20 protein-coding genes are annotated in these 24,839 nt (G+C 68.3%); 14 read left to right on the top strand and 6 right to left on the bottom strand.

Annotated features, from left to right (window positions below):
* Positions 1 to 64: 64 nt before the first annotated feature.
* The 9 genes from DIE15_RS20580 (at position 65) to DIE15_RS20540 (ending at position 10,290) form a co-directional block, all read left to right on the top strand.
* A complete protein-coding gene (locus tag DIE15_RS20580) occupies positions 65 to 1,015 on the top strand; it encodes a MurR/RpiR family transcriptional regulator (protein WP_124834214.1) in 951 nt (316 codons plus the stop codon).
* Positions 1,012 to 2,001, top strand: coding sequence for an isoaspartyl peptidase/L-asparaginase family protein (locus DIE15_RS20575; protein ID WP_124834213.1), 990 nt, complete (start codon positions 1,012 to 1,014; stop codon positions 1,999 to 2,001). The genes DIE15_RS20580 and DIE15_RS20575 overlap by 4 nt, the downstream gene beginning before the upstream one ends.
* Positions 2,002 to 2,028: 27 nt before the next feature.
* Positions 2,029 to 3,945, top strand: coding sequence for a dipeptide ABC transporter ATP-binding protein (locus DIE15_RS20570; RefSeq protein ID WP_124834212.1), 1,917 nt, complete (start codon positions 2,029 to 2,031; stop codon positions 3,943 to 3,945).
* Positions 3,946 to 4,074: 129 nt separating this feature from the next.
* Positions 4,075 to 5,637: a glutathione ABC transporter substrate-binding protein GsiB gene (gsiB, locus tag DIE15_RS20565; RefSeq protein WP_124834211.1), complete on the top strand. Its 1,563-nt coding sequence runs from the start codon at positions 4,075 to 4,077 to the stop codon at positions 5,635 to 5,637.
* A gap of 67 nt (positions 5,638 to 5,704) precedes the next feature.
* Complete coding sequence (gene gsiC / locus DIE15_RS20560; RefSeq protein ID WP_057928296.1) at positions 5,705 to 6,625, top strand: glutathione ABC transporter permease GsiC; 921 nt, start codon at positions 5,705 to 5,707, stop codon at positions 6,623 to 6,625.
* A 7-nt stretch (positions 6,626 to 6,632) separates the two neighbouring features.
* The gene (gene gsiD, locus DIE15_RS20555) at positions 6,633 to 7,526 is read left to right on the top strand and encodes a glutathione ABC transporter permease GsiD (RefSeq protein WP_057928295.1); all 894 of its coding nucleotides are present in this window, start codon (positions 6,633 to 6,635) and stop codon (positions 7,524 to 7,526) included.
* On the top strand, positions 7,526 to 8,623 hold the full coding sequence (locus DIE15_RS20550; RefSeq protein WP_124834210.1) for a P1 family peptidase: 1,098 nt from the start codon (positions 7,526 to 7,528) through the stop codon (positions 8,621 to 8,623). Before gsiD ends, DIE15_RS20550 begins: the two co-directional genes overlap by 1 nt.
* Positions 8,620 to 9,447, top strand: coding sequence for a M55 family metallopeptidase (locus DIE15_RS20545; RefSeq protein ID WP_124834209.1), 828 nt, complete (start codon positions 8,620 to 8,622; stop codon positions 9,445 to 9,447). Before DIE15_RS20550 ends, DIE15_RS20545 begins: the two co-directional genes overlap by 4 nt.
* A 57-nt stretch (positions 9,448 to 9,504) precedes the next feature.
* Positions 9,505 to 10,290, top strand: coding sequence for a helix-turn-helix domain-containing protein (locus DIE15_RS20540; protein WP_124834208.1), 786 nt, complete (start codon positions 9,505 to 9,507; stop codon positions 10,288 to 10,290).
* A gap of 475 nt (positions 10,291 to 10,765) precedes the next feature.
* Here DIE15_RS20540 and pcaG read toward each other — a convergent pair whose 3' ends face one another.
* The 3 genes from pcaG to DIE15_RS20525 form a co-directional block, all read right to left on the bottom strand.
* Positions 10,766 to 11,359, bottom strand: coding sequence for a protocatechuate 3,4-dioxygenase subunit alpha (gene pcaG / locus DIE15_RS20535; RefSeq protein WP_057928291.1), 594 nt, complete (start codon positions 11,357 to 11,359; stop codon positions 10,766 to 10,768).
* 3 nt (positions 11,360 to 11,362) lie between these two features.
* Positions 11,363 to 12,070 carry a protocatechuate 3,4-dioxygenase subunit beta gene (gene pcaH, locus DIE15_RS20530; RefSeq protein WP_057928290.1) on the bottom strand — a complete coding sequence of 236 codons (708 nt, stop codon included), beginning with the start codon at positions 12,068 to 12,070 and terminating at the stop codon, positions 11,363 to 11,365.
* 303 nt (positions 12,071 to 12,373) lie between these two features.
* A complete protein-coding gene (locus DIE15_RS20525; protein ID WP_124834207.1) occupies positions 12,374 to 12,937 on the bottom strand; it encodes a YiiX/YebB-like N1pC/P60 family cysteine hydrolase in 564 nt (187 codons plus the stop codon).
* Between the two features lie 120 nt (positions 12,938 to 13,057).
* Here DIE15_RS20525 and DIE15_RS20520 point away from each other — a divergent pair, with 120 nt between their 5' ends.
* The 4 genes from DIE15_RS20520 (at position 13,058) to DIE15_RS20505 (ending at position 15,720) form a co-directional block, all read left to right on the top strand.
* The gene (locus DIE15_RS20520; RefSeq protein ID WP_057928288.1) at positions 13,058 to 13,795 is read left to right on the top strand and encodes a helix-turn-helix domain-containing protein; all 738 of its coding nucleotides are present in this window, start codon (positions 13,058 to 13,060) and stop codon (positions 13,793 to 13,795) included.
* A 77-nt stretch (positions 13,796 to 13,872) separates the two neighbouring features.
* The gene (gene pcaQ / locus DIE15_RS20515) at positions 13,873 to 14,859 is read left to right on the top strand and encodes a pca operon transcription factor PcaQ (RefSeq protein WP_124834206.1); all 987 of its coding nucleotides are present in this window, start codon (positions 13,873 to 13,875) and stop codon (positions 14,857 to 14,859) included.
* A 134-nt stretch (positions 14,860 to 14,993) separates the two neighbouring features.
* Positions 14,994 to 15,353 (top strand): type II toxin-antitoxin system RelE/ParE family toxin, encoded by a 360-nt coding sequence (locus DIE15_RS20510; RefSeq protein ID WP_124834205.1) that lies wholly within the window; start codon positions 14,994 to 14,996, stop codon positions 15,351 to 15,353.
* Positions 15,354 to 15,423: 70 nt separating this feature from the next.
* Positions 15,424 to 15,720 carry an XRE family transcriptional regulator gene (locus DIE15_RS20505; RefSeq protein ID WP_006758577.1) on the top strand — a complete coding sequence of 99 codons (297 nt, stop codon included), beginning with the start codon at positions 15,424 to 15,426 and terminating at the stop codon, positions 15,718 to 15,720.
* A 101-nt stretch (positions 15,721 to 15,821) separates the two neighbouring features.
* Here the strand turns inward: DIE15_RS20505 and DIE15_RS20500 are convergent, their stop codons facing one another.
* The 3 genes from DIE15_RS20500 to DIE15_RS20490 all read right to left on the bottom strand — a co-directional run bounded on the left by DIE15_RS20500 (position 15,822) and on the right by DIE15_RS20490 (position 22,621).
* Positions 15,822 to 17,096: an APC family permease gene (locus tag DIE15_RS20500; RefSeq protein WP_057928286.1), complete on the bottom strand. Its 1,275-nt coding sequence runs from the start codon at positions 17,094 to 17,096 to the stop codon at positions 15,822 to 15,824.
* 142 nt (positions 17,097 to 17,238) lie between these two features.
* Positions 17,239 to 21,741: a DEAD/DEAH box helicase gene (locus tag DIE15_RS20495; RefSeq protein ID WP_124834204.1), complete on the bottom strand. Its 4,503-nt coding sequence runs from the start codon at positions 21,739 to 21,741 to the stop codon at positions 17,239 to 17,241.
* 355 nt (positions 21,742 to 22,096) lie between these two features.
* Positions 22,097 to 22,621, bottom strand: a complete 525-nt coding sequence (locus DIE15_RS20490; protein ID WP_057928284.1) for a metal-dependent hydrolase — start codon at positions 22,619 to 22,621, stop codon at positions 22,097 to 22,099.
* A 396-nt stretch (positions 22,622 to 23,017) separates the two neighbouring features.
* On the opposite strand from DIE15_RS20490, the gene ggt reads away from it, so the two are divergent.
* A complete protein-coding gene (gene ggt, locus DIE15_RS20485; RefSeq protein WP_057928283.1) occupies positions 23,018 to 24,739 on the top strand; it encodes a gamma-glutamyltransferase in 1,722 nt (573 codons plus the stop codon).
* The last annotated feature ends 100 nt before the right edge of the window (positions 24,740 to 24,839 follow it).

Raw genomic sequence — 24,839 nt, 5'->3', positions numbered from 1 at the left:
TTTATTTTTTTCCAATCGGTAGATTGTGTAAATTGATTTTCATCTACCTTGCAAAACCATTCGTATGACGCCTCTCGTTCCGCACGATGCCAGTCAGGACGAATCCGCGATCGCGGAGCGCATCGCGTCGGCCATGCCGCGGATGACGCCGATCCACCGCCGGATGGGCGAGTTCGTGCTCGCGAATCCGTTTCGTGCGGCGACGATGCGAATCGACGAACTCGCGCAGGCGGTGAATGCATCGATCGCGACTGCGAATCGCTTCGCGAAGGCGCTCGGCTTCGATGGCTATCCGGCGATGCGCGCGGCGCTCGTGCGCGGTTTCGAGGCGACGCTCGGCCCCGTCGAGCGGCTGCGTTCCGCGCAGGAACAGGAGCAAGAGCAGGGCGTGCGCGGCGCCGCGTGGATCGACGCGGTGTTCGACCAGGCCGTCACGAACATCGAGAACACGCGCGCGCAGCTGGACGCGGCCGATGTCGAGGCGGCCGTCGAAGCGATCGTCGGTGCGCGGCGCGTGCTGATCCTCGGCGCCGGTTCGAGCGCGTTTCTGGCCGGGCTGATGGAGCATGGATTGTCGGTGTGCCACGACAACGTGCAGTCGCTCGCGCTGCTCGGCGGCCCTTCGCATGCGGCGCGGCGCTTGTACACGGCCGACTCGCGCGATCTCGTGATCGCGCTCGCGTTTCCGCGCTACGTGAAGGACACGATCGAGCTGGCCCGTCGCGCGGCCGCGCGTGGCGCACGCGTGCTCGGCATTTCCGATGGGCCGGGTTCGCCGCTTGCACCGGTCGCGTCGCTGAATCTGTACGTGAAGGCCGAACGGCGTTTCGCGGCCACGTCGGAAGCGGCCGTGCTGACGATGATCGAGGCGCTGATCGATGCGGTCGCGCTGCGCACGCACCGCTCCGCGAAGTCCGCGGCCGAGATGACCGAATTCCTGTTGCCATGGCTGATCCAGCCGCAAGCGGTGCTGCCGGCCGCCAACCCTTCTTCCTCCGGTCCGAAAAAATCATGACTTCACCCGCGATTGTCGCGATTCACGGCGGTGCAGGCACGATCCTGCGCGATGCGATGGATACCGACACCGAACGCCAGTACCGCGCCGAGCTCACCGCGATCCTGCAGGCCGCGCAGAAGGTGCTCGCCGACGGCGGCAGCGCGCTCGACGCCGTGACCGTCGCCGTGCGGATGCTCGAGGACTGCCCGCTCTTCAATGCAGGGCGCGGCGCCGTCTATACGGCCGAAGGCAAGCACGAACTCGACGCGGCGGTGATGGACGGCGCGACGCTCGCGGCCGGCGCGATCTGCAGCGCGACCCGGGTGCGCAATCCGGTCCTCGCCGCACGGCGCGTGATGGAGGCGAGCGAGCACGTGCTGTTCGCCGGTGCGGGCGCCGATGCGTTCGCGGCCGCGCAGGGCCTCGAACTCGCCGAGCCCGGCTACTTCGATACCGAAGCGCGTCATGCGCAGTGGCTCAAGGCGCGCGCGGCGGCAGCCGGCATGATGCTCGATCACGATGCCGCGACCTTCTCGTTCGGCGCCGGGCAGCCGGCCGAACCGCTCGATCCTGATCGCAAGCACGGCACGGTCGGCGCGGTCGCGTGCGACCTCAACGGCCATGTCGCGGCGGCGACGTCGACCGGCGGCATCACGAACAAGCAGCCCGGGCGCGTCGGCGATTCGCCGATCATCGGCGCCGGCTGCTACGCGGACGATGCGACTTGCGCGGTATCCGCGACGGGCACCGGCGAGATGTTCATCCGGCTTGCGACCGCGCACGACGTGGCCGCGCAGATCGCGTATCGCGGCGCATCGCTCGCCGACGCCGCGCACGACGCCGTGATGAACAAGCTGCCGCGCCTCGCCGGGCGCGGCGGGATCATCGCGGTCGATGCGCACGGCAACGTCGCGATGCCGTTCAACACGGAAGGGATGTATCGCGGCTACGCGCGCGTCGGCGAGACGCCGGTGGTCGGCATCTATCGCGACGATGCGGCCTGATCCCGGACCGCACGAGGAGACCTTCGCATGACTTCGAGCCGAACCCCGTCCGCGCTGGTGCTGCCGGAGCAGCGCGTGGTCGCCGTCGACGACCTGTCGGTCATGTTCCGTCGCGAAACCGCGACGTTCGATGCGGTGCGCAACGTGTCGTTTCACGTCGATCGCGGCGAGACGCTCGCGATCGTCGGTGAATCGGGCTCCGGCAAGTCGGTCACGTCGCTCGCGCTGATGCGGCTCGTCGAGCACGGCGGCGGCGAGATCACGAGCGGCCGGATCGCGTTGCGGCGCCGCGGCGGGGCGATCGTCGATCTTGCGCAGGCGAGCGCGGCGGCGATGCGCGGAATCCGCGGCGCGGACATCGCGATGATCTTCCAGGAACCGATGACGTCGCTGAACCCGGTGTTTACGGTCGGCGACCAGATCAGCGAGGCGATCGCGCTGCACCAGTCGAAGAGCGCGGCCGAAGCGCGCGCGGAAGCGTTGCGGCTGCTCGATCTCGTGCGCATTCCGGAGGTGCGCCGCGTGTTCGCGCGCTATCCGCACCAGTTGTCCGGCGGGATGCGCCAGCGCGTGATGATCGCGATGGCGCTGTCGTGCCGGCCCGCGCTCCTGATCGCCGACGAGCCGACGACCGCGCTCGACGTGACGATCCAGGCGCAGATCCTGCAACTGATCCGCGGCCTGCAGGACGAAATGAACATGGGCGTGATCTTCATCACGCACGACATGGGCGTGGTCGCCGAAGTGGCCGATCGCGTGCTCGTGATGTATCGCGGCGAGAAGGTCGAGGAAGGCGAGTCCGAGCGCATTTTCGCGACGCCCGCGCACCGCTACACGCGCGCGCTGCTCGCGGCCGTGCCGCGGCTCGGCTCGATGCAGGGTACCGATATCCCCGAGAAATTCCCGTTGCTGAAGGTGGACGGCAAGAGCGCCGCCGCACCGGCGCCTGCCGCGAACGACACCTCCGGCGCGGCCGCGGTCGATGCGCAGCCGCACGTCGATCCGGCCGCGCCGCCGATCCTGCGCGTGCGCGATCTCGTCACGCGGTTCCCGGTGAAGAGCGGCGTGTTCGGCCGCGTGTCGCAATACGTGCATGCGGTCGAGCGCGTGAGCTTCGAGCTGCGCGCGGGCGAGACGCTCGCGCTCGTCGGCGAATCGGGCTGCGGCAAGTCGACCACCGGCCGCTCGCTGCTGCGCCTCGTGGAATCGCAGAGCGGCTCGATCGAATTCGACGGCCGCGACATCAGCGCGCTGAAGGGCGCGGATCTGCAGGCGCTGCGCCGGAACATCCAGTTCATCTTCCAGGATCCGTTCGCGTCGCTGAATCCGCGCTTGACGGTCGGCTTCTCGATCATGGAGCCGCTGCTCGTGCACGGCGTCGCGAGCGGCCGCGACGCGCAGGCGCGCGTCGACTGGCTGCTCGACAAGGTCGGCCTGCCGCCGGAGGCCGCGCGCCGCTATCCGCACGAGTTCTCGGGCGGCCAGCGCCAGCGGATCGCCATCGCCCGCGCGCTCGCGCTGAACCCGAAGGTCGTGATCGCCGATGAATCGGTGTCCGCGCTCGACGTGTCGGTGCAGGCGCAGATCGTCAACCTGATGCTCGACCTGCAGCGCGAGCTCGGCGTTGCGTACTTGTTCATCTCGCACGACATGGCCGTCGTCGAGCGCATCAGCCATCGCGTCGCGGTGATGTATCTCGGCCAGATCGTCGAGATCGGCCCGCGCCGCGCGGTGTTCGAGGCGCCGCAGCATCCGTACACGAAGAAGCTGATGAGCGCGGTGCCGGTGGCCGACCCGGCGCGTCGGCATGCGCCGCGGCAACTCGCGGCGGACGAGATTCCGAGCCCGATCCGCGCGGCCGGCGACGAGCCGACGGTCGCGCCGCTCGTTGCGGTCGGCCCCGATCATTACGTCGCGACGCATCGCGTCGGCGGCGCGTATTGATTGCACGGCGGAGGACATATGGACCGCAGCTGCGCACGAGCCAGGCAACGGCGTCATTTTCCCGAGCGGATGCAGTCACACCGCGATTTCCACCACGCGTTACCGAATCATCCACAGGAGCCAGACAAAATGAACAAGCCGAATTCGTTCCCGATGTTCCGTCCGCGCGCGTTCTTCGCTGCAGGGGCAGGCGCGCTCGCGCTGTCGGTCGCGGTGCCCGCGTTCGCGCAACAGAACGTCGTGGTCGCCGTGTACTCGACGTTCACGACGATGGACCCGTACGACGCGAACGACACGGTGTCGCAAGCGGTCGTCAAGTCGTTCTACGAAGGGCTGTTCGGTTTCGACAAGGACATGAAGCTCGTCAACGTGCTCGCGACGGGCTATGAGGCCAGCCCCGATGCGAAGACATACACGGTCAAGCTGCGCCCGGGCGTGAAGTTCCACGACGGCACCGACTTCAACGCCGCCGCGGTGAAGGCGAACTTCGACCGCGTGACGGATCCTGCGAACAAGCTGAAGCGCTACGGGCTGTTCCGCGTGATCGAGAAGACCGAGGTGGTCGATCCGATGACGGTGAGGTTCACGCTGCGCGAGCCGTTCTCCGCGTTCATCAACACGCTCGCGCACCCGTCGGCGGTGATGATTTCGCCGGCCGCGCTGAAGAAGTGGGGGCACGACGTGTCGCTGCATCCGGTCGGCACAGGCCCGTTCGAGTTCGTCGAATGGAAGCAGACCGACGACATGAAGGTGAAGAAGTTTGCCGGCTACTGGAAGAAGGGCTATCCGAAGGTCGATTCGATCGACTGGAAGCCGGTGGTCGACAACAACACGCGCGCCGCGCTGCTCAAGACCGGCGAGGCGGATTTCGCGTTCACGATTCCGTTCGAGCAGGCGGCCGACCTGAAGAGCAATCCGAAGGTCGAGCTGATCGAACGGCCGTCGATCATCCAGCGCTATATCTCGCTGAACACGCAGAAGAAGCCGTTCGACAATCCGAAGGTGCGTGAAGCGCTGAACTACGCGGTCAACAAGGAAGCGCTCGCGAAGGTCGTGTTCGCCGGCTATGCGACCCCGCAGACGGGCGTCGCTCCGGTCGGCGTCGAATTCGCGACGAAGCTCGGGCCGTGGCCGTACGATCCGGCGAAGGCGCGCGCGCTGCTGAAGGAGGCCGGCTATCCGAACGGCTTCGAGTCGACGCTCTGGTCCGCATACAACCATTCGACGGCGCAGAAGCTGATCCAGTTCGTCCAGCAGCAGCTCGCGCAGGTCGGCGTGAAGGTGCAGGTGCAGGCGCTCGAGGCCGGCGAGCGGGTCGCGAAGGTCGAGAGCGCGCAGGATCCGGCGACCGCACCGGTGCGGATGTACTACAGCGGCTGGTCGGCGTCGACGGGCGAGGCGAACTGGGCGCTGTCGCCGCTGCTCGCGTCGACGTCGGCGCCGCCGAAGCTCTACAACACCGCGTACTACAAGAACCCGGCCGTCGACGACGATCTCGCGAAGGCGCTCGAGACGACCGATCGTGCGAAGAAGGCGTCGCTGTACGCGGATGCGCAGAAGCAGGTGTGGACCGACGCGCCGTGGATTTTCCTGGTGCAGGAGAAGATCGTCTATGCGCGCAGCAAGCGCCTGCACGGGATGTACGTGATGCCGGACGGTTCGTTCAACTTCGACGAAATCTCGGTGAAATGACGGCGGTTCGCCCGCTGCGTGGCGTCGGCGGCGCAAGCTGCCGGCGCACTGATTCGATCGGTGCCCCATGCTGAATTTTCTCGTCAAACGCCTGTTCGGCCTGCTGCCCACGCTCGCGATCGTCGCGGTGCTGGTGTTCCTGTTCGTGCACCTGCTGCCGGGCGACCCGGCGCGACTCGCGGCGGGCCCCGAAGCCGACGACGCGACGGTCGCGCTCGTGCGCGCCGACCTCGGGCTCGACCGGCCGCTGCCCGCGCAGTTCGCGAACTTCTTCGTGAAGATCGCGCACGGCGATTTCGGCACGTCGACGCGCAGCAAGCGACCGGTGTCGACCGAGATCGGCGAGCGCTTCATGCCGACGCTGCTGCTCACGCTCGTCAGCATGGTGTGGGCGACGGCGTTCGGAATGGCGATCGGGATCGCGTCGGCGGTGTGGCGCAACCGCTGGCCCGACCGCCTCGGGATGACGATCGCGGTGTCGGGCATCTCGTTTCCGGCATTCGCGCTCGGCATGCTGCTGATGGAGATCTTCTCGGTGAAGCTCGGCTGGCTGCCGGTCGTGCCGGACGGCACGTGGAAGAGCTACGTGCTGCCGTCGCTGACGCTCGGCGCCGCGGTCGCGGCCGTGATGGCGCGCTTCACGCGCGCATCGTTCGTCGAGGTGCTCAACGAGGACTACGTGCGCACCGCGCGCGCGAAGGGCGTGCACGAGCCGATGGTCGTGCTCAAGCACTGCCTGCGCAACGCGATGATCCCGGTCGTCACGATGATGGGGCTGCAGTTCGGCTTCCTGCTCGGCGGCTCGATCGTCGTGGAGGCCGTGTTCAACTGGCCGGGGCTCGGGCGCCTGCTGGTCGATGCGGTGACGATGCGCGACTACCCGGTGATCCAGGCGATCGTGCTGCTGTTCTCGCTCGAGTTCATCCTGATCAACCTGACCGTCGACGTGCTGTACGCGGTCATCAACCCGACCATCCGGTTCAAGTGAGGCGCGCATGAACGCGACTGTCCAGCCCGCGGCGCCGGCCGCATCGACCGCGATCCGCACGCCGTGGCGCGAATTCTGGCGCAAGTTCCGCAAGCAGACCGTCGCGCTCGTCGCGGGCGGCTTCGTGCTGGCACTCGTCGTGCTGGCGTTCGTCGGCCCGCATATCGTGCCGTTCGATCCGGAAAACTATTTCGACTACGACGCGCTGAATGCGGGGCCGTCGGCCGTGCACTGGTTCGGCGTCGATTCGCTCGGCCGCGACATCTTCAGCCGGATCATCACCGGCACGCGCATCTCGCTCGCGGCCGGCTTCTTCTCGGTCGCGCTCGGCGCACTGATCGGCACGTTCTTCGGGCTGCTCGCCGGCTACTACGAAGGCTGGTGGGACCGTATCACGATGCGCGTGGCCGACGTGCTGTTCGCGTTCCCGGGGATCCTGCTCGCGATCGGCGTGGTCGCGATCCTCGGCAACGGAATGGTCAACGTGATCTGCGCGGTCGCGATCTTCAGCATTCCGGCGTTCGCGCGGCTCGTGCGCGGCAACACGCTGATGCTCAAGCACATGACCTACGTGGAAGCCGCGCGCAGCATCGGCGCGTCCGACTGGACGATCATCATGCGGCACATCCTGCCGGGCACCGTGTCGTCGGTCGTCGTCTACTTCACGATGCGGATCGGCACGTCGATCATCACGGCCGCGAGCCTGTCGTTCCTCGGGCTCGGCGCGCAGCCGCCGACGCCGGAGTGGGGCGCGATGCTCAACGAGGCGCGCGCGGACATGGTGACCGCACCGCACGTCGCGCTCTTCCCGAGCCTCGCGATCTTCCTGACCGTGCTCGCGTTCAACCTGCTCGGCGACGGGCTGCGCGACGCGCTCGACCCGAAGCTGGAGCGCCGCTGATGCGTGCAGTTCCCATGTGGAGCGCGACGCTGCCGGCCGGGCCGCGCGGCACGATCGCCGACGTGCCGGGCGTGACGGTCGGCCATGCGACGCTCGATGCGGGCGACGTACAGACGGGCGTCACCGTCGTGAAGCCGCACCCGGGCGACCTGTACCGCAGCAAGGTGCCGGCCGGCGCGGCCGTGATCAATGGCTTCGGCAAGAGCGTCGGGCTCGTGCAGGTCGACGAGCTCGGCACGCTCGATACGCCGATCGCGCTGACCAACACGTTCGGCGTCGGCGCGGTCGCGCAGGCGCAGATCCGCGCGGCGATCGCGGCGAATCCGCAAATCGGCCGCGACTGGTCGACCGTCAACCCGCTCGTGTTCGAGTGCAACGACGGCTATCTGAACGATATCCAGGCGTTCGCGGTGACGGCCGCGCATTACGACGACGCGTGCCGCACGGCGGCGCGCGGCTTCGCGCGCGGCGCGGTGGGCGCCGGGCGCGGGATGTCGTGCTTCGACCTGAAGGGCGGGATCGGCTCCGCGTCGCGCGTGGCCGTCGCGGCCGGCCGGCCGTATACGGTCGGCGCGCTCGTGCTCGCGAATTTCGGCCGGCTGCCGATGCTGACGCTCGGCGGCGTGCCGCTCGGGCGCATCGTCGCGCAGCGGCATGCCGCCGCAGCCTCGGTCGCGCAGGCGACACATGCAGCGCCGCCCGAGCAAGGCTCGATCATCCTGCTGCTCGCGACCGATGCGCCGCTCGACGCGCGACAACTGTCGCGGCTCGCGCGCCGCGCGGGCGCGGGCCTGGCCCGCACCGGTTCGGTCTACGGACACGGCAGCGGCGACATCGCGCTCGCGTTTTCCACCGCGTACACGATCGCGCACGACGCGTCGACCGTCGCGCTGCCGGCCCTCGTGGCCGATGCGGCGCTCGATCCGCTGTTCATGGCCGCGGCCGAAAGCGTCGAGCACGCGATCGCCGACGCGCTGCTGCAGGCCGTGACCGTCGTCGGGCGCGACGGTCACGTGCGGCAGTCGCTGCGCGTCGCGGTGCCCGATCTCGAAAACCTGTTCAACGACGACAACGAAGGACGTCATTCCCCGTCATGAAGATCCTGATCTCGACCGACATCGAAGGCGTCGCCGGCGTATTCGCCGCCGAGCAGACGCGTGCCGGCAATCCGGAATACGAACGCGCGCGCCGCTGGATGACCGCCGAGGCGAACGCGGCGATCGAAGGTGCGTTCGCGGGCGGCGCGCAGGCCATCTGGGTCAACGACTCGCATGGCGGCTTTCGCAATCTGCTGCCCGACGGGCTCGATGCGCGTGCGCGCGTCGTGCTCGGCAAGCCGCGCACGCTCGGGATGATGGCGGGCCTCGAACAGCAGCCCGATCTCGTGTTCATGATCGGTTTTCATGCGAAATCGCAGACGCGCGGCGTGCTCGCGCACACCATCAACAGCTTCGCGTTCACGCAGGTGTGGCTGAACGGCGTCGAACTCGGCGAGGCCGGGCTGTACGGCGCGCTGGCGCGCGAATACGGCGCGCACGTCGCGCTGGCGTCGGGCGACGACGTGTTCGCCGAGGAAACCCGGCCACTGTTTCCGGACGCGCGTTTCGAGACGGTCAAGACGGCCGGCGGTGCATCGAGCGGCGACACGCTCACGCCGGCCGCGTCCTGCGCGCGTCTTGCAGCCGCCGCACGCGACACGGTTGCGCATGCGCTGTCGTCAGGCTGGCGCGCGAGCGCGCATCGGCCCGCACCGGCCGCCTGCACGCTACGCGTTCAGACGGCCGCGCTCGCCGATCTGTTCTGCGTGCTGCCTTCGCTCGAGCGGGTCGATGCGGTCACGCTGCGCTTCGACGGGCCGTCGGTCGAGCACGTCGTGCGCACGCTGAACAGTCTGTCGGCCATGTCGTTCATGCTGCGATGAGGCATGCCGACCGGATGCCGCGCGATGCGCGGCGCGTCACATGATGGACTTCCGGCCTTGAGAAATACGCTGCTGGATCCCTACGAACACATTCCGCGTAGCGTGGTCGTGACCGCCAACGACTACGCGGCGGGTACGACGTTTCCGGAACGCGCGCACGGGCGCGGGCAGTTCGCGTTCGCGTCGCGCGGCACGATCGGCGTGTCGACGCCGCACGGCCGCTGGCTGGTGCCGCCGCAGCGTGCGTGCTGGGTGCCGGCCGGCGTGCACCACGAAATGACGACGACCGGGCCGGTCACGATGCTCAACACGTTCGTGTCCGACGATGCGGCCCGGGCCGCCGGGCTGCCGGACCAGTGCGGCGTGTACGGTGTGTCGCCGCTGTTGCGGCAGCTGATCGACGATGCGATCGACCTGCCGGCGATGTACGACGTCGACGGCCGGGCGGGCAAGCTGATGGCGCTGCTGGTCGCGGAGATCGCGACGATGCCACGGCTGTCGCTGCATGCGCCGCTGCCCGCCGATGCACGCCTCGCGAGGATCTGCCGGCATCTGTTCGTGTCGCCGTCGATCGCGGCCGATCTCGACCAGGTGGCGACCGATGCGGGCGTGAGCCGGCGCACGCGCACGTTTACGCGGCTGTTCCGTGCGCAGACCGGCGTGAGTTTCGCCGCGTGGCGTCAGCAGGTCTGCATGCTCGCGGCGATTACACGCCTGAGCGACGGGCAGCCGGTGACGCGGGTCGCGTTCGATCTCGGCTATGCGAGCGCGAGCGCCTTTATATCCGCGTTTCGCCGCATCCTCGGCGATACGCCGAGCCGGTATCTGGAGGTTCGCCGCTAGCCGGGAGGGCCGCGGGCGGCGGGGGGGGGGCGGCGCACCGCGCTGGCCGTCGCCGCGCGCACAAAAAAACGCGCCTGCCAGGATTCGGTCAGACGCGTTTGAAGGCACCCGGTCAGAAAAAATGCGCGACCGGCCATCGGGGCAGCGCTCGCGCATTGACTCGTGAAATTGTTTCTTATTCCGATTCAATTCCATCGGTGCGTTATGGATAGCAAAGCATACGCCGCATAACGCGCAAACGATATCGTGCACGTCAAACGATTCATATGCGCTCGCAGCATGCGTTTCAATCGCGCGTTTGATGGCGGGGTCGGAGACCCTCAAACATCGGTAGCTGCGATCCCGTTCGGGCGTGCTGCGACACAGCATCGAATGTTGTTGCCCGAAAACAAAAACCGCCGCGCGACGCGATGCCTGTCGGTATCGCGCCACACGGCGGTTCGGTGCGAGCAGCCGGCGTGCGCCGGCTTGCGTGTCACACGTCGAAGAACACGGTTTCGTCCGGCCCCTGCATGCGGATGTCGAAGCGGTACACGACGGGCCGGCCCGGCTGCGCGTCGCGCTTCGCGACGAGCGTCGCGCGGCGTTCGGCCGGCACCAGGTTCAGCACCGGATCGGCTGCGTTCGCCGCGGCTTCGTCATCGAAATACACACGGGTGAATGCGTGGGTCAGGATCCCGCGCATCATCACGGTCACGTTGATGTGCGGTGCTTCGTCGGCGGCGATGCGGCCCGGCTTCACCGTCGCGACGACGAAGCGCTGCTGCGCATCGGTGCCCGTGCCGACGCGTGCGAAGCCCGTGAAGCCGGACTTCGCGATGTCGTCACGCGACGCGGGATAGCGGCCGGCGCTGTCCACCTGCGTGAATTCGAGCACCGCGTCGCCAACGACGTTGCCGTCGCCGTCGAACACCTGGCCGACCAGCAGCACGTGCTCGCCTTCGGCGTCCGGCGTGGCGATCGTCGGCGTGAACAGGCTCTTCAGGTCGTAGTCGTATTGCTGCGGGCACAGGCCGTATGCGAAGTACGGGCCGACCGTCTGCGAAGGGGTTTGCTTCAGCGTCGTCATGGTTCAGCGCTCCATCGGGGTAGCGTCGCGGCCGCGCAGCACGATGTCGAATTCGTAGCCGAGCGCATAGCCTTCTTCGGTGATGTCCATCGAGAAGCGCGAGATCAGGCGGTCGCGCGCCGCTTCCGGCGTGCCCTGGAAGATCGGGTCGTACGCGAGCAGCGGATCGCCGGGGAAGTACATCTGCGTGACGAGGCGCGAGCCGAAGTAGTCGCCGAACAGCGAGAAGTGGATGTGATTCGGGCGCCACGCGTTCGGGTGGTTGCCCCACGGATATGCGCCGGGCTTGATCGTCAGGAAGCGGTAGCGGCCTTCGTCGTCGGTCAGGCAGCGGCCCGCGCCGAGGAAGTTCGGGTCGAGCGGTGCGTCGTGCTGGTCGACCTTGTGCACGTAGCGGCCGGCCGCGTTCGCCTGCCATACCTCGACGAGCGTGTTGCGCACGGGCTTGCCGCCTTCGTCGAGCACGCGGCCGGTGACGACCATGCGCTCGCCGAGCGGCTCGCCGTTCTTCACGGCGTTCTTCGTCAGATCATGGTCGAGCGCGCCGAGATCTTCGGCGCCGTAGACGGGCGCGTACTGGTCGCGCAGCTTTTCCTTCAACGGGATCATCGGGCGCGTCGGGCCGCGCTTCACCGACGAACGGTACTCGGGGTGGACATACGCGGGATGCGACGGCCAGTCGCGCGGCGTGAGGATCGTGGGGGAATCCATCGGGCGTCTCCTGATAGGTAGGTATTTCGCGAAGTGGATGGCAAGACTTTAGCCAATCCGGAAAGTTATGCAAAATGACCTTTTTTCGCGAATCGCATAACCATTCGTTATGTTCGGCGACGCCAATGAAAATCCGCCGGACAGGCGGCCTGTCCGGCGGAAAAAGCGATCGGGCTTCGCGTCGTCGGTGACGACTCCGTGCACGGCCCTCCAGCCAGCCCGTCGCTGCTTTTTTTGTGTTTCGTTGTTGTTGTTATCCGGTCTCCCCGAGCGTGCCCGTCGATCGTCCTGGGTGCTTGGTCGTTACGGTCGGGCGGGATCGAAGACGATCCCGTCGAATTCGAGCGACAGCGTGCCGCTGCACAGCAGCGCGGCCGGTGTCGCGGCGTGCTCGGCGCCGAGCACGTCGCTCACGTAGTTCGCGCAGAACCCGCGCCGCGCCAGCAGGCTGAAGCGGCTGCCGAGCAGCGCGTCGATCCGCCGTTCGGCCAGCGCGTGCACGTTGCGCTGCGCGTCGGCGGTCGGTGCGGCGACGCGGCGCGCCAGTGCGATGCGTCCGCCGTCGGCGCGGGCGACGAAGCGCGACAGCGGCGTGAGCTTCGTTCGCGCAAAGGCCGGCTCGGCGATCAGCGGCTCGTTGCCCGACGTATCGACGACGATGCCGAAGCGATCGGCCCATGCGCCCGCGTTGCCTGCCGCGTCGCGGGGCGCGCCGGCCGGCACGCGGATGAACACGAGATCCCCGACGTGCGCGCCGGCGGCCAGCGTGCGCACCGTGGCGAGCGGCAGCGTGCGATCCGTGTCGCGAGCGTCGCGCGGTGCGGCGGGATGCAGGTCGAAAGCGGTGGTGTCGGTTCGGGTGCTCATCGCGGCTCCGTCGGTGAGTGACAGGACGGAGCGGATTATGCTGACAAGTACCTGAAAGTGCTTGTTTGGATGCTTGAGTAGCCTAATATCCGACCTCGAGCATCATTTTTCGATACCAACATGACCGAGACCGCCCAACTCATCGAAACGTTGAAGCGCCAGTTGAAGGCGCAGGGAATGACTTACCGCGACGTCGCGCGTGCGCTCGACGTGTCCGAGACGAGCGTGAAGCGGCTGTTCGCGAGCGGCCGCTTCACGCTGGAGCGCATCGCGGAGATCGCGCAGCTGCTCGGCTATACGCTCGCCGAGCTGGTCCAGGAGGCGTCGGCATCGGCGCCGCGATTGCGCGTGCTGACCGAACAGCAGGAGGCGCTGCTCGTGTCGGACGAGAAGCTGCTGCTCGTCGCCGTCTGCGCGGTCAACTACTGGACCGTGCAGGACATCGTATCGGCCTACTGCCTGACGCAGGCCGAGTGCGTGAAATACCTGCTGATGCTCGACCGGATGAACGTGATCGCGCTGCTGCCGGGCGATCGCATCCGCGTGCGCGTCGCACGCGATTTCGACTGGCTGCCAGGCGGGCCGATCCGCCGATATTTCCGTGCGCACGTGCTCGACGACTTTCTCGGCAGCCGTTTCGACGGCCCGGGCGAGACGATGACGTTTTCGCAAGGGATGCTGACCGAGGCGGCCGCCGCGGAACTCGCGCAGGAGCTGCGGCGGCTGAGCAGCAAGGTGGCCGCGCTGCATGCGGAATCGTCGTCCGCGCCGCTCGGGCAGAAGCGCGGTACGGCCCTGCTGATCGCGAAGCGGATCTGGGAGCCGACCGGATTCCACGCGCTGCGGCGCCATGCATGACGCCGCGCCGAATGCTTGGGGCTTTCCGGAAAGTTATGCAAAATGACACAACATCGCCACTTGCATAACCACTCGTTATGAATAACCGTATCGCCGACGGCCGCGTCAAATTCCGGCACCTGCAGTGTTTTCTCGCGGTCGCGCAGCTGGGCGGCGTGCAGAAGGCGGCCGAAAGCCTGTCGATCACGCAGCCGGCCGTGTCGAAGACGATCGCCGAACTGGAATCGATCCTCGGCGTGAAGCTGTTCGAACGCGGGCGGCACGGCGCGCAGCCGACCCGCGAAGCGCAACTGTTCATCCCGCATGCGAACGCGTGCGTGCTGGCGCTGCGGCAGGGTGTCGGGCTGCTCGCGCGCGAGGGCGGCGCGGCCGCGGCGACGCTCGAGATCGGCATGCTGCCGACGGTTGCGGCATCGCTCGCGCCCGCGCTGATGAAGGCGCTGACCGCACGCTGGCCGCGCGTCGTCGTGCGGATCGCCACAGCCGCGAATGCCGAACTGCTGGAGCGGCTGAAGGCGGGGGCGATCGAGTGCGCGATCGGGCGCCTGTCGGAGCCGGAGCGGATGATCGGGCTCGCGTTCGAGCAGCTGTACAACGAGCCGCTCGTCGCGGTCGTGCGCGCCGGCCATCCGCTGCTGGCCAGCGCCACGCCGGCCGTCGAACTCGCGCGCTATCCGGTCGTGCTGCCGCCGTTCGGCACGCTGATCCGCCAGTCGGCCGAGCAATTGCTCGGCGCATGCGGCGCGCCGCCGCTGGATTCGTTCATCGAGGTGCTGTCGGTGTCGGTCGCGCGCGCGCTCGCGCTCGAGAACGACGCGGTCTGGTTCGTGCCGCTCTATGCGGCCGAATACGACTTGTCGGCCGGTGCGCTCGCGCGCCTGCCGCTGCCGTCCGCGGGCACCGACGAACCGGTCGGGCTCGTGCTGCGCACCGATGCGCAACCGTCGCCCGTCGCGCGGACGCTCATCGACGCCGTGCGTGAAATCGCGCAGGCGCGGTTCGGCGATGCGCGAGCGCATCGCGCGCCGCGCGGCGCGCGCAAGCCGGTTCGCCGCGAACGTTGAGACGCCGCGCAGGGCCGGGCCACGTGTCGTCCGGCCGTCGTTCGTTCACCGCCATTCGTTAGCCGTTCGGTCAGTAGCGGGTCTCGTCGTGCTTGGCATATCGTATCGTTTTTGGTACGATCGATGACACGACGATGGTGAGACAGCAAATGCAGTTCACGCTCGGCGTGCGGTTCTTCCGCACCGCGCGTGGCAACGAACCGGTGCGCGAATGGCTCAACGCGCTCGGGCAGATCGAGCGCAGGGTGATCGGCGAAGAGATCAAGACCGTTCAACGGGGCTGGCCGCTCGGCATGCCGCTGGTCCGGAAGATGTCGAAGGATCTGTGGGAGATCCGCGTGATGTTGCCGAGGCAAAGCGCGCGCGTGCTGTTCACGGTCGTCGGCGACACGATGGTGCTGCTGCACGCGTTCTTCAAGCAGTCGCCGGCCACGCCGTCCGACGATCTCGACGTGACCGTCGCGCGGCTGAAAGCGCTCACGCGCGCCATCTGAATTTCCCGGTTGCGCCGGCACGTGCGGTTCGCCGCTGTGCCGGCCGGCAACGCCATGTATTGGAGTACCCATGACGACCACGAACAATCCGCATATCGGCAGCGACTTCGACACCTTCCTCGAGGAAGACGGCCATCTCGAAGCGGCCACCGCCACCGCGATCAAGCGCGTGATCGCGTGGCAGATCGGGCAGGAGATGAAGGCGCAGCACATCACGAAAACCGCGATGGCCGCGCGAATGAAGACCAGCCGCGCCGCGCTCAATCGTCTGCTCGATGAAACCGACACGAGCCTCACGCTCGCGACGCTCGCGAGCGCGGCCACCGCACTCGGCAAGCGGCTCAGTTTCGAGCTGGTGCCAGCCTGACGTGTTCGGCGAAACGGTGCGCGGCCCGTTCGCGGCGGGCCGGCGCATCGCATCGCGGCAAGCGGGTGCATGTTCATCCGCTCGCGGGCATCGGCACACGATCATGTGCGCTGCCCGGCCATTCGCAGGTAAAGCAACGCACCGCACGCGAGCAGCAGCGGGCACAAGATATACCACCCCGTCGTCAGGAACAGCCCGGCGACGGCGACCAGCGAAATCCACGCGCAGCGGTACGCGATGCCGCCACGCGGCAGCAGTTTCAGCGCGGCAGCCGCGCCGAGCCCGTACACCATCACGAAGCAGCCGGACGTGACGAGCACGAGCGGTTTCGGCCCGACGTCCGAGAGCGTCGTCGCGGCGAGTGCGACGGCTGCCAGCACGGTGATCACGCCGAGACTGCGGCGTGGCACGCCGCCGACCTGGCTGCCTTGCGCGAGCCACGCGGGCAGCGCGCCATCCCGCCCGAGCGCCGCGCCGAGTTTGGCCGCACCCGCGAAATATGCATTCATCGTGCCGAGCGTGAGCAGCAGCGCGGCAGCGGCCGCCAGCACCTGCGCGTGACCGCCGATGCCGCCCGCGATCAGTTCCGCAAGCGGCGCGCCCGATGCGCCGGCCGACGGCCCGAGCACCGCTACGCTCGCGGCCGCGACCGACAGATACAGGAAGCCGACGACCACGACCGCGATGGCGGCCGAGCGCGGCATGTCGTGTGCGGGCCGGCGGAACTCGGCGGCGAGGTGCGTGATTGCTTCCCAGCCCGCGAAGCTCCACACGAGCAGCGCCGCAGCCTGGCCGACCGCGAGCCAGCCATGCGGCGCGAACGGATGCAGGTTCTCCGCGCGTGCATGCGGCGCGGACGCGAGCACCGCGGCCAGCAGCAGCGTGACGAGCAGCGCCGACAACACGAGCTGCATGCGGCCCGACACCGTGACGCCGAACGTATTCGCGGCCGACACCATGGCGATCAGTGCAGCGGCCGTGACGATGACCGTCGCATGCCCGCCGCCCGTGACGGCCGCGACGTATGCACCGCCGAACATCGCGGCGGCCGGCGCACCGGCCGGCACCGCGAAATAGAAACACCAGCCGACGATCGCCGCGGCCTTCGGCCCGAATGCACGACGCGCGTAGGTGGATACACCGCCCGCGTCCGGGTAGCGCGCGCCAAGTGCCGCGAAGGTGGCCGCAAGCGGCCCCGACAGCACGACGAGCGCGGCCCACGCGAGCAGCGACGCAGGGCCCGCAACCTCGGCGGCGAGCGCGGGCAACGCAATGACGCCGGTGCCGAGCACCGCGCCGATATACAGCGCAGCGCCCTGGAAAATCGTCAGCGAGCCCACGTGATGAACAGCGGGCGAATCGGCATGCGAGGGCATGAACAGCAGTCTCCGGAAGGCTTGTTCTGGGCGCGGTCGTTCTGCAGTCGCTCGCGCGGTGAATCGTTCGATGCTACCCGAACGGGTGCGTCGATGCCGCGCGGCGTTCAGTAGTCCGCGACGTGTCGCGTGTCAGCCGATGTCAGTAGCGCCGTGCGAGGCGTAGGCGCGCATCCTCGCGCGCGGCGGGCGGCAGTTCGGGCGCGTAGTGGAACGTGCCCGACACGAGCGACGCGACGGGCACGCCGTCGCGGAACAGCACGCGATTGCCGGCCAGCGCGGGCACCTTGTCGCCGGGCAGCAGCGTGCCGGCAAGGTTCAGCGGATCGGCGCCCGTCACGCACACATACTGGCCGTCGCCCGGTTGGCGACGCAGTTCGCGCAGGATCGGGATCGCTTCAGGCAGCGCGAACTGCTCGCCCGCGAGCCCCGCGACAAAGCGTCCGCCGCGAATCTCGCCGCGTGCTTCGAGCCGCTGCAGCACGCGCACGAGTTCGCGCCAGCTCGGCAGCCAGTCGGCTTCGCGCTCGAGCAATCGCCAGAACACGACGCCATAGCGACGCAGCAGCGTCCAGGCGATGTGTTCGAGCGCATCGGGATCGGTCGCGGGCACACTACGCTTCGGTGCCGGCGTTGGCGCGTCGTTCGATGCCGAAACGCGTTGCACGAGCGCCCAGCGGCCCGCATCGTCCATCCCGCCGATCAGTGCGCCGCCGCGTCGCGTGCGCGGTGCATACGTCGCGCTGCGCTTGACTGCCGGCTTCAGCAGTGCGCGCAGTCCGGCAAAGCTGTCCGCATTCACGAGACCGGCCGACACGAGTTCGCCGAGTGCCTGTTCGAGTTCGACGGGCAACATGTGCAGCTCGTCGAGCAGCGCATCGAAGAACATCGCACCGTGCGCGGCGAGTGCGTCGCGCACCTGCGTCGCGCGCGCGGACAGCGTCGGTTGCGCATCGGGGTCGCGCAGCACCTGCCATGCGCCGAGGTGGCGGCGCGGCAGCAGCACGACCGGCGTCGTCTTCACGGGCGTACCCGCCGCGCGGGCCGGTGCGCCGATGCGGGTCCACACGAGCTTGCCGGAGCGGCACAGCTCGTCGAGGCCGCCGGCCGTGTAGTCGGTCAGCCGCGCGGGCAGCAGCGCGTCTTCCCATGCGCTCGCCGCGGCTTCGTAGCCTTCCAGCTGCTCGACGACGGCTGCGAGCGCGTCGCGGCCCGTGCCGCGCGTGTCGGGCGTCAGGTGCTGCCAGTGGAACAGGAAGCGCATGAAATCGGCGCGCTCGACCGGTTCGATCTCCCGGCGCAGCCGCTTGACCGTATAGCGATGAATGCGCGCGAGCAGGTGGCGTTCGCACCATTCGTCGGCCGTCACGCCCGGCGTGAAGCGGCCGCGCATCACGTAGCCTTCGCGCTCCAGTGCCGCGAGCGCTGTCGCGATCACCGCAGGCGGCAGGCCGAGCGGCCGCGCGATCGCGTCCAGCGTCAGCGGTCCGAAGCCGGTGAGCCGTGCGCGGATCACGTCGACGAGTGCGGCGTCGGTTTCCCATGGCGTCGCGCAAGCGGCCGGCACCTTCAGCGCGGGCGCAACGCGTGCGTCGGGATGCAGCGCACGCATGCAGACCAGCCGTTCGATCGGCACCCACAGCGCGGTACCGTCCGGCGTGACGAGCTTCGTCGCGCGACGGCGTTCGGCCAGTTCCGCGAGCCGGTCGGGCCAGCCTTCGTTCGCCTGAGCTTCGCCGTCGGCGACGCACGCGAGCGTGAGCAGCGCGTCGTGCATTTCGCCAGCATCGCGCACGAGCGGCCACGCTTCGTCGCGCACCGCGTCGATCGCGTCGGCGTCGAGTGCGCCGAGATCGTCGGCCGATTCCGGATCGCTCCAGCGGCGCGATTGCACGGCCTGCGTGCGGCGCTCCTCGAGCGGCGCATCGTCGAGGAACGCATACGGTTTCGCGTTCAGGATCTCGGCCGCGAGCGGCGACGGCGCGGGCAGGTCGCGCGCGATCAGCTCGATCGCGCCGCTTTCGATCCGGCGCAGCAGCGCGAGCCAGCCGTCGGTATCCATCGCGTCGTGCAGGCAATCGTCGAGCGTCTGGTCGACGAGCGGATGGTGCGGGATCTCGCGTTCGCCGACGATGTTCTCGAGGCACGCGACCTGATCGGGGAACACGGTCGCGAGCAAGTCTTCGCTCTTCATCCGCTGCAGTTGCGGGGCGGTGCGCCGGCCGCCGGTGAAGCGCGGCAGCGCGAGCGCGGTCGTCGCATTCCAGCGCCAGCGCACACCGAACATCGGCGCGTCGAGGAGCGCCTGGACCAGCACGTGCTCGGCGCTGGCCGAGCGCAGGTAGCGCCACACTTCGTCGAGCGCGAAGCTATGTGCGAGCGACAGCGAAAGAATGATCGCGTCGTCGGTCGCGGCGGCCTGCAGCTCGAAGTTGAAACTGCGGCAGAAGCGCTTGCGCAGCGCGAGCCCCCACGCGCGGTTGATGCGGCTACCGAACGGCGAATGGATCACCAGTTGCGTGCCGCCCGATTCGTCGAAGAAGCGCTCCATCACGAGCGTGTCCTGGGTCGGCAGCGCGCCAAGTGCCGAGCGCGTGCGCGCGAGATAGTCGGCGATCTGGCTGGCTGCGTCGCGCGACAGGTGTAGATCGTCGACGAGCCAGCGCAGCGCCGGCACGAGGCGGTTTTCGGCCGGGCCGATCGCGGTGCCGTCGGCGTTGCTTCGCGAATCGGCGACGGCATGGGCTTCCGGCAATTGCCTGGCCTTGCCGGGCGCGCCGGTCTTGCCGGCCGCATCGCCGCTCGCGCGTTTGCGTCCACCGGCATCCGCTTGCCGATCGCCTTCGGCGAACAGCCCGTCGAGCCGTGCGCGCAGCCGGCCGACCGCCGCCGACAGCTCGTCGCTGCGTCCGGGCGCCTCGCCGAGCCAGAACGGAATGCTCGGCGACTGGCCTTGCGCGTCCTCGACGCGCACGCGGCCCGTTTCCACGCGAATGATCCGGTACGACTGGTTGCCGAGCTGGAACACGTCGCCCGCCAGGCTCTCGATCGCGAAATCCTCATTGACGGTGCCGACCTGGATGCCCTGCGGTTCGAGCAATACCGCGTAGTCGGCCATGTCGGGAATCGTGCCGCCCGATGTCGTCGCGGTCATCATCGCGTTGCGGCGCCCGCGCACCGTGCCGCCGACCACGTCGCGATGCAGATACGCGCCGCGTACGCCGCGGCGGCTCGTGAAACCTTCGGCGAGCATCTTCATCACGTCGTCGAAGCGTTCGCGTGACAGGCGCGCATACGGCGCCGCGCGCGTGAAGCTCGCGTACAGCGCGTCCTCCCGCCATTCCGCGCAGGCGACTTCGGCGACGATCTGCTGCGCGAGCACGTCGAGCGGTGCCTCGGGAATCCGCAACGCGTCGAGCTCGCCGCGTTGCACGCAGTCGAGCAGCGCCGCGCATTCGACCAGCTCGTCGCGCGACAGCGGGAACAGGCGGCCCTTCGGCACGCCGCCGACATGGTGCCCGGAGCGGCCGACGCGCTGCAGGAACGGTGCGATCCCGCGCGGCGAACCGACCTGGCACACGAGATCGACGTCGCCGATGTCGATGCCGAGTTCGAGCGATGCGGTCGCGACGAGCAGCTTCAGCTCGCCGCGCTTCAACCGCTGTTCCGCGTCGAAGCGATGTTCCTTCGCGAGACTGCCGTGATGCGCGGCGATCGCGTCCTTGCCGAGGCGATCGGCGAGATGGCGCGCCATGCGCTCCGCGGTGCGCCGCGTATTCACGAATACGAGCGTCGTGCGATGCGCGGCGGCGAGCGCGGCGATCCGGTCGTACACCTGTTCCCACACGTCGGTTGCCATCACGGGTTCGAGCGGCACGTTCGGCAGTTCGAGCGCGAGGTCGCGTTCGCGCGTGTGGCCGGTGTCGACGATCGTGCAGTCGCGCGGCGCATCGATCGGGCCGCCGACCAGGAAGCGCGCGACCGCGTCGATCGGCTTCTGCGTGGCCGACAACCCGATGCGCGGCAACGCGCGGCCTGCCAGTGCGTCGAGGCGTTCGAGCGACAGCGCGAGGTGGCTGCCGCGCTTGGACGACGCTAGTGCGTGGATTTCGTCGACGATCACCGAGCGCACGCTCGACAGCATCTGTCGTCCCGACGTCGACGACAGCAGCACGTACAGCGACTCGGGCGTCGTCACGAGGATGTGCGGCGCGCGCTTGCGCAGCGCCGCGCGTTCGGCCTGCGTGGTGTCGCCGGTGCGCACGGCGGTGCGGATCGCCGGCACCGGCAGACCGAGCTGCGCGAGCGACTCGGCGATGCCGGCGAGCGGTGCGTCGAGGTTCACGTGGATATCGTTCGACAGCGCCTTCAGCGGCGACACGTAGACGACGAGCGTCGCGTCGGGCAGCGCGCCGTCGTGTGCGAGCGCATCGCGCACGAGGTCGTCGAGCGCGCACAGGAATCCGGTGAGCGTCTTGCCGGAGCCGGTCGGCGCGGCGACGAGCGTCGACCGGCCGGCCTTGATGTGCGGCCACGCGAGCGCCTGCGCGCCGGTCGGGGCGGCGAACGTGCGGCGGAACCACGCGGCGACGGCCGGGTGGAACACGTCGAGCGCGTTGGCGGGGCGGGTGGCGGTGACGTCCATCGGAGCGTTGAAATGGGGTGCGAGCGCACGGGGCGGCCGCGCGCGAATCGTCAGTGTGCCAGACGTCGCGTGTGCGTGCCGGGCACCGCGGGCGGGGGAATGCACGCGTCGCAGATGCAGATGAGGCGCGGTGACGGCGTTTCAACAGGTGTGCGGGTGTGCGCGGACAACGGCAACGGCGTCCGTTCGGTCACGGGCGCCGGCGTGCACGGGCGCCGGCCCGGCGGAAGGAGGCGGCTGCGGTCGAGGGGCGCCGGGTCAACGGCGCGATGCGTCGACTGCACGCGACTACACGCGCGCGATCGCCTCGACGTCGCCGTTGCGCTGGCGCAGCGGCGGCAAAAACGGCGCGCAATTACACGCGATGCAGCCAGCCGAGCCAGTGTTCGAGGAACGGTGCGCGCGTCCACAGCGACTGCGCAAGCCACAGCGCGCCGCCCCATGCGGCGGCCACGACGATCAGGTCGCAATGTCCGCTGTTCCACAGGTTCAGCGAGTGGCGCCGCCAGATCCACGGCACGCCGAGCGGATTCGGCCAGTCGGCGAGCAGGTGCATCACGCCGCCGCATGCGAAACCGAACAGCGGCGCGGCCCACAGCGGATGCGGATGATGCGTGAGTCCGTGCCATCCGAGCGCGAGCAGCGCGATCCAGCCGATGCCCCAGTGCGTGACGGTGCGGTGCGTGATCCACAGGCGGCGCTTGCGGGTCCACCACGCGACTTCGAGCCAGTCGGGCGCGGTGCCACCCGCGACGCCGGCCGCGAACGCGGCGAGCAGACCTGTGTGCAAGGGGCCGGTCGCGCCGGTTTGCGCAACGAGGACGGCGGCGACGACACCGGCTGCGAAGCCGGACGCGTGATGCGCATTGTGTGATGCCATAGGGAACGAAACGAAGAAACGTGAAGCGGCGTGCGAGCGACAGCAACGATGCGTCGCGAAAGCGGGGCGCTATCTTCTCAGATCGGCCCGCGCAGCGGGCGGTTCGATCGCAGATTTTTTGCATGTGCAGCATGAGCGGCCGTGAGTTTTGCAACTTTCGGATTTGTGCATTGCGCGATAACGAGCGGAGTGCGTAATTTCGACCGATACGCGTGTCCGTTTCTACCGGATGTGCGACCGGGCCCGCACAATCTGCACGTGTTCGTCGTGCGTCGCGTGTTCGACCCTTTTTGTCCCCCTATACTACGAAGCCGCACATATCCTCCGGTGTGCCAGCGGATACGTGCGGATCAGGCGCCTTTCCTGCCTGAAGGAGATCCACATGGGGGACATGCAATGACTACGCTGAATCGCTTCAAGACTTCCGCCGTCGTGCTCGCGACGGTGGCCGGTGTCGGCTTCCTGCCGAACGCGCCGGCTTATGCGAAGGGACCGCAGCCGGCGGTCCTGACGAGCTCGGCGGTCGCGGTGGCCGACAAGTACAGCGCGGACGCCGCGCAGCAGATCTTCAAGGAAGGCGGCAACGCGATCGACGCGGCCGTCGCGATCGCGTTCACGCTGGCCGTCACGTATCCGGAAGCCGGCAACATCGGCGGCGGCGGTTTCATGACGATCTACAAGGATGGCAAGCCGTACTTCATCGACTACCGCGAGCGCGCGCCGCTCGCCGCGACGAAGGACATGTACCTCGACAAGGACGGCAACGTCGTCAAGGGCATGAGCCTGTACGGCCCGCGCGCGGTTGGTGTGCCGGGCACGGTCGCGGGCATGTGGGAAGCGCAGAAGCGCTTCGGCAAGCTGAAGTGGAAGCAGGTGCTCGCGCCGGCGATCCACTATGCGCGCGACGGCTTCGTCGTCGACGAACAGCTGGCGCAGCGCGGTGTCGATGCGTCGAAGGAGTTCGGCGGCAAGACCAATTTCGACAAGTACTTCTCGACGATGAAGGCCGGCACGAATTTCAAGCAGCCCGATCTTGCCGGCGTGCTCACGCGCATCGCGAACGACGGCGCCGAAGGTTTCTACAAGGGCAAGACGGCAGAACTGATTGCCGCGTCGATGAAGACCGGCGACGGCAACGGACTCATCACCACCGAGGATCTCGCGCAATACCGCGCGGTGTGGCGCCAGCCGGTGCAGGCGAAATGGAACGGCTATGACGTGATCACCGCGCCGCCGCCGAGCTCGGGCGGCATCGGCCTCGTGCAACTGCTGAAGATGAAGGCCGACCTGAAGAAGGACTTCGACGGCGTGGCGCTCAATTCGCCGCAGTACATCCACCTGATCGCGGAGATCGAGAAGCGCGTGTTCGCCGATCGTGCGCAATACCTCGGCGATCCTGATTTCTACAAGGTGCCGATCGCGCAGCTGACCGACGACGCGTACATCGCGAAGCGCGCGGCGGAGGTCAATCCGAAGGAACCGTCCGACACGAAGAGCGTGCAGCCGGGCCTCGGCACGTCGATGCCGGAGAAGGCGGAGACGACGCACTTCTCGGTCGTCGACAAGTGGGGCAACGCGGTGTCGAACACGTACACGATCAACGGCTATTTCGGTTCGGGCGTGATCGCCGACGGCACCGGCATCGTGCTGAACGACGAGATGGACGACTTCTCCGCGAAGCCTGGCGTCGCGAACATGTTCGGCGTGGTCGGCAGCGATGCGAACGCGATCGAGCCCAAGAAGCGTCCGCTGTCGTCGATGTCGCCGACGATCATGACGAAGGACGGCAAGGTGTCGCTCGTGATCGGCACGCCGGGCGGCTCGCGAATCTTCACGTCGATCTTCCAGGTGATCAACAACATCTACGACTTCAAGATGCCGTTGAAGGAGGCTGTCGGCGCGATGCGCTTCCATCATCAGCTGCTGCCGCCGAACACGATCTTCTGGGAGCCGTACCATCCGATCGAGGGCGAGCTCGCGAAGCAGATCGAGGCACGTGGCTACACGCTGAAGGGGCAGGACTTCAGCGGCGACATCCAGGTGATCAAGATCGACGGCAAGACGCCGGAGGCGATGGCCGATCCGCGCGGGCGCGGCGTTACGCGGATCATTCGGTGACGCAGGCCCAACGCGCGACCGCCGAGGCGGTCGTGCCGACGGCGCTCGATGCCGGGCTCGCGCCCGGCATTTTTCATGCTAGGGCTGTCCGGCCGCATCG

This window comes from Burkholderia sp. Bp9031 (genome assembly GCF_003857965.1).
GTDB lineage: Bacteria > Pseudomonadota > Gammaproteobacteria > Burkholderiales > Burkholderiaceae > Burkholderia > Burkholderia ambifaria_A.
This window is presented reverse-complemented; position numbering and strand designations above follow the sequence as displayed.

Bases quoted from the DNA above. Each gene is read 5' to 3' on its own strand.
- DIE15_RS20570 (WP_124834212.1), top strand. From the start codon at position 2,029: ATGACTTCGAGCCGAACCCCGTCCGCGCTGGTGCTGCCGGAGCAGCGC.
- DIE15_RS20545 (WP_124834209.1), top strand. From the start codon at position 8,620: ATGAAGATCCTGATCTCGACCGACATCGAAGGCGTCGCCGGCGTATTC.
- gsiD (WP_057928295.1), top strand. From the start codon at position 6,633: ATGAACGCGACTGTCCAGCCCGCGGCGCCGGCCGCATCGACCGCGATC.
- DIE15_RS20580 (WP_124834214.1), top strand. From the start codon at position 65: ATGACGCCTCTCGTTCCGCACGATGCCAGTCAGGACGAATCCGCGATC.
- DIE15_RS20550 (WP_124834210.1), top strand. From the start codon at position 7,526: ATGCGTGCAGTTCCCATGTGGAGCGCGACGCTGCCGGCCGGGCCGCGC.
- DIE15_RS20500 (WP_057928286.1), bottom strand. From the start codon at position 17,096: ATGCCCTCGCATGCCGATTCGCCCGCTGTTCATCACGTGGGCTCGCTG.
- DIE15_RS20505 (WP_006758577.1), top strand. From the start codon at position 15,424: ATGACGACCACGAACAATCCGCATATCGGCAGCGACTTCGACACCTTC.
- pcaH (WP_057928290.1), bottom strand. From the start codon at position 12,070: ATGGATTCCCCCACGATCCTCACGCCGCGCGACTGGCCGTCGCATCCC.
- pcaQ (WP_124834206.1), top strand. From the start codon at position 13,873: ATGAATAACCGTATCGCCGACGGCCGCGTCAAATTCCGGCACCTGCAG.
- pcaG (WP_057928291.1), bottom strand. From the start codon at position 11,359: ATGACGACGCTGAAGCAAACCCCTTCGCAGACGGTCGGCCCGTACTTC.
- gsiC (WP_057928296.1), top strand. From the start codon at position 5,705: ATGCTGAATTTTCTCGTCAAACGCCTGTTCGGCCTGCTGCCCACGCTC.
- DIE15_RS20525 (WP_124834207.1), bottom strand. From the start codon at position 12,937: ATGAGCACCCGAACCGACACCACCGCTTTCGACCTGCATCCCGCCGCA.
- DIE15_RS20510 (WP_124834205.1), top strand. From the start codon at position 14,994: ATGGTGAGACAGCAAATGCAGTTCACGCTCGGCGTGCGGTTCTTCCGC.
- DIE15_RS20490 (WP_057928284.1), bottom strand. From the start codon at position 22,621: ATGGCATCACACAATGCGCATCACGCGTCCGGCTTCGCAGCCGGTGTC.
- DIE15_RS20495 (WP_124834204.1), bottom strand. From the start codon at position 21,741: ATGGACGTCACCGCCACCCGCCCCGCCAACGCGCTCGACGTGTTCCAC.
- DIE15_RS20520 (WP_057928288.1), top strand. From the start codon at position 13,058: ATGACCGAGACCGCCCAACTCATCGAAACGTTGAAGCGCCAGTTGAAG.
- DIE15_RS20575 (WP_124834213.1), top strand. From the start codon at position 1,012: ATGACTTCACCCGCGATTGTCGCGATTCACGGCGGTGCAGGCACGATC.
- ggt (WP_057928283.1), top strand. From the start codon at position 23,018: ATGACTACGCTGAATCGCTTCAAGACTTCCGCCGTCGTGCTCGCGACG.
- gsiB (WP_124834211.1), top strand. From the start codon at position 4,075: ATGAACAAGCCGAATTCGTTCCCGATGTTCCGTCCGCGCGCGTTCTTC.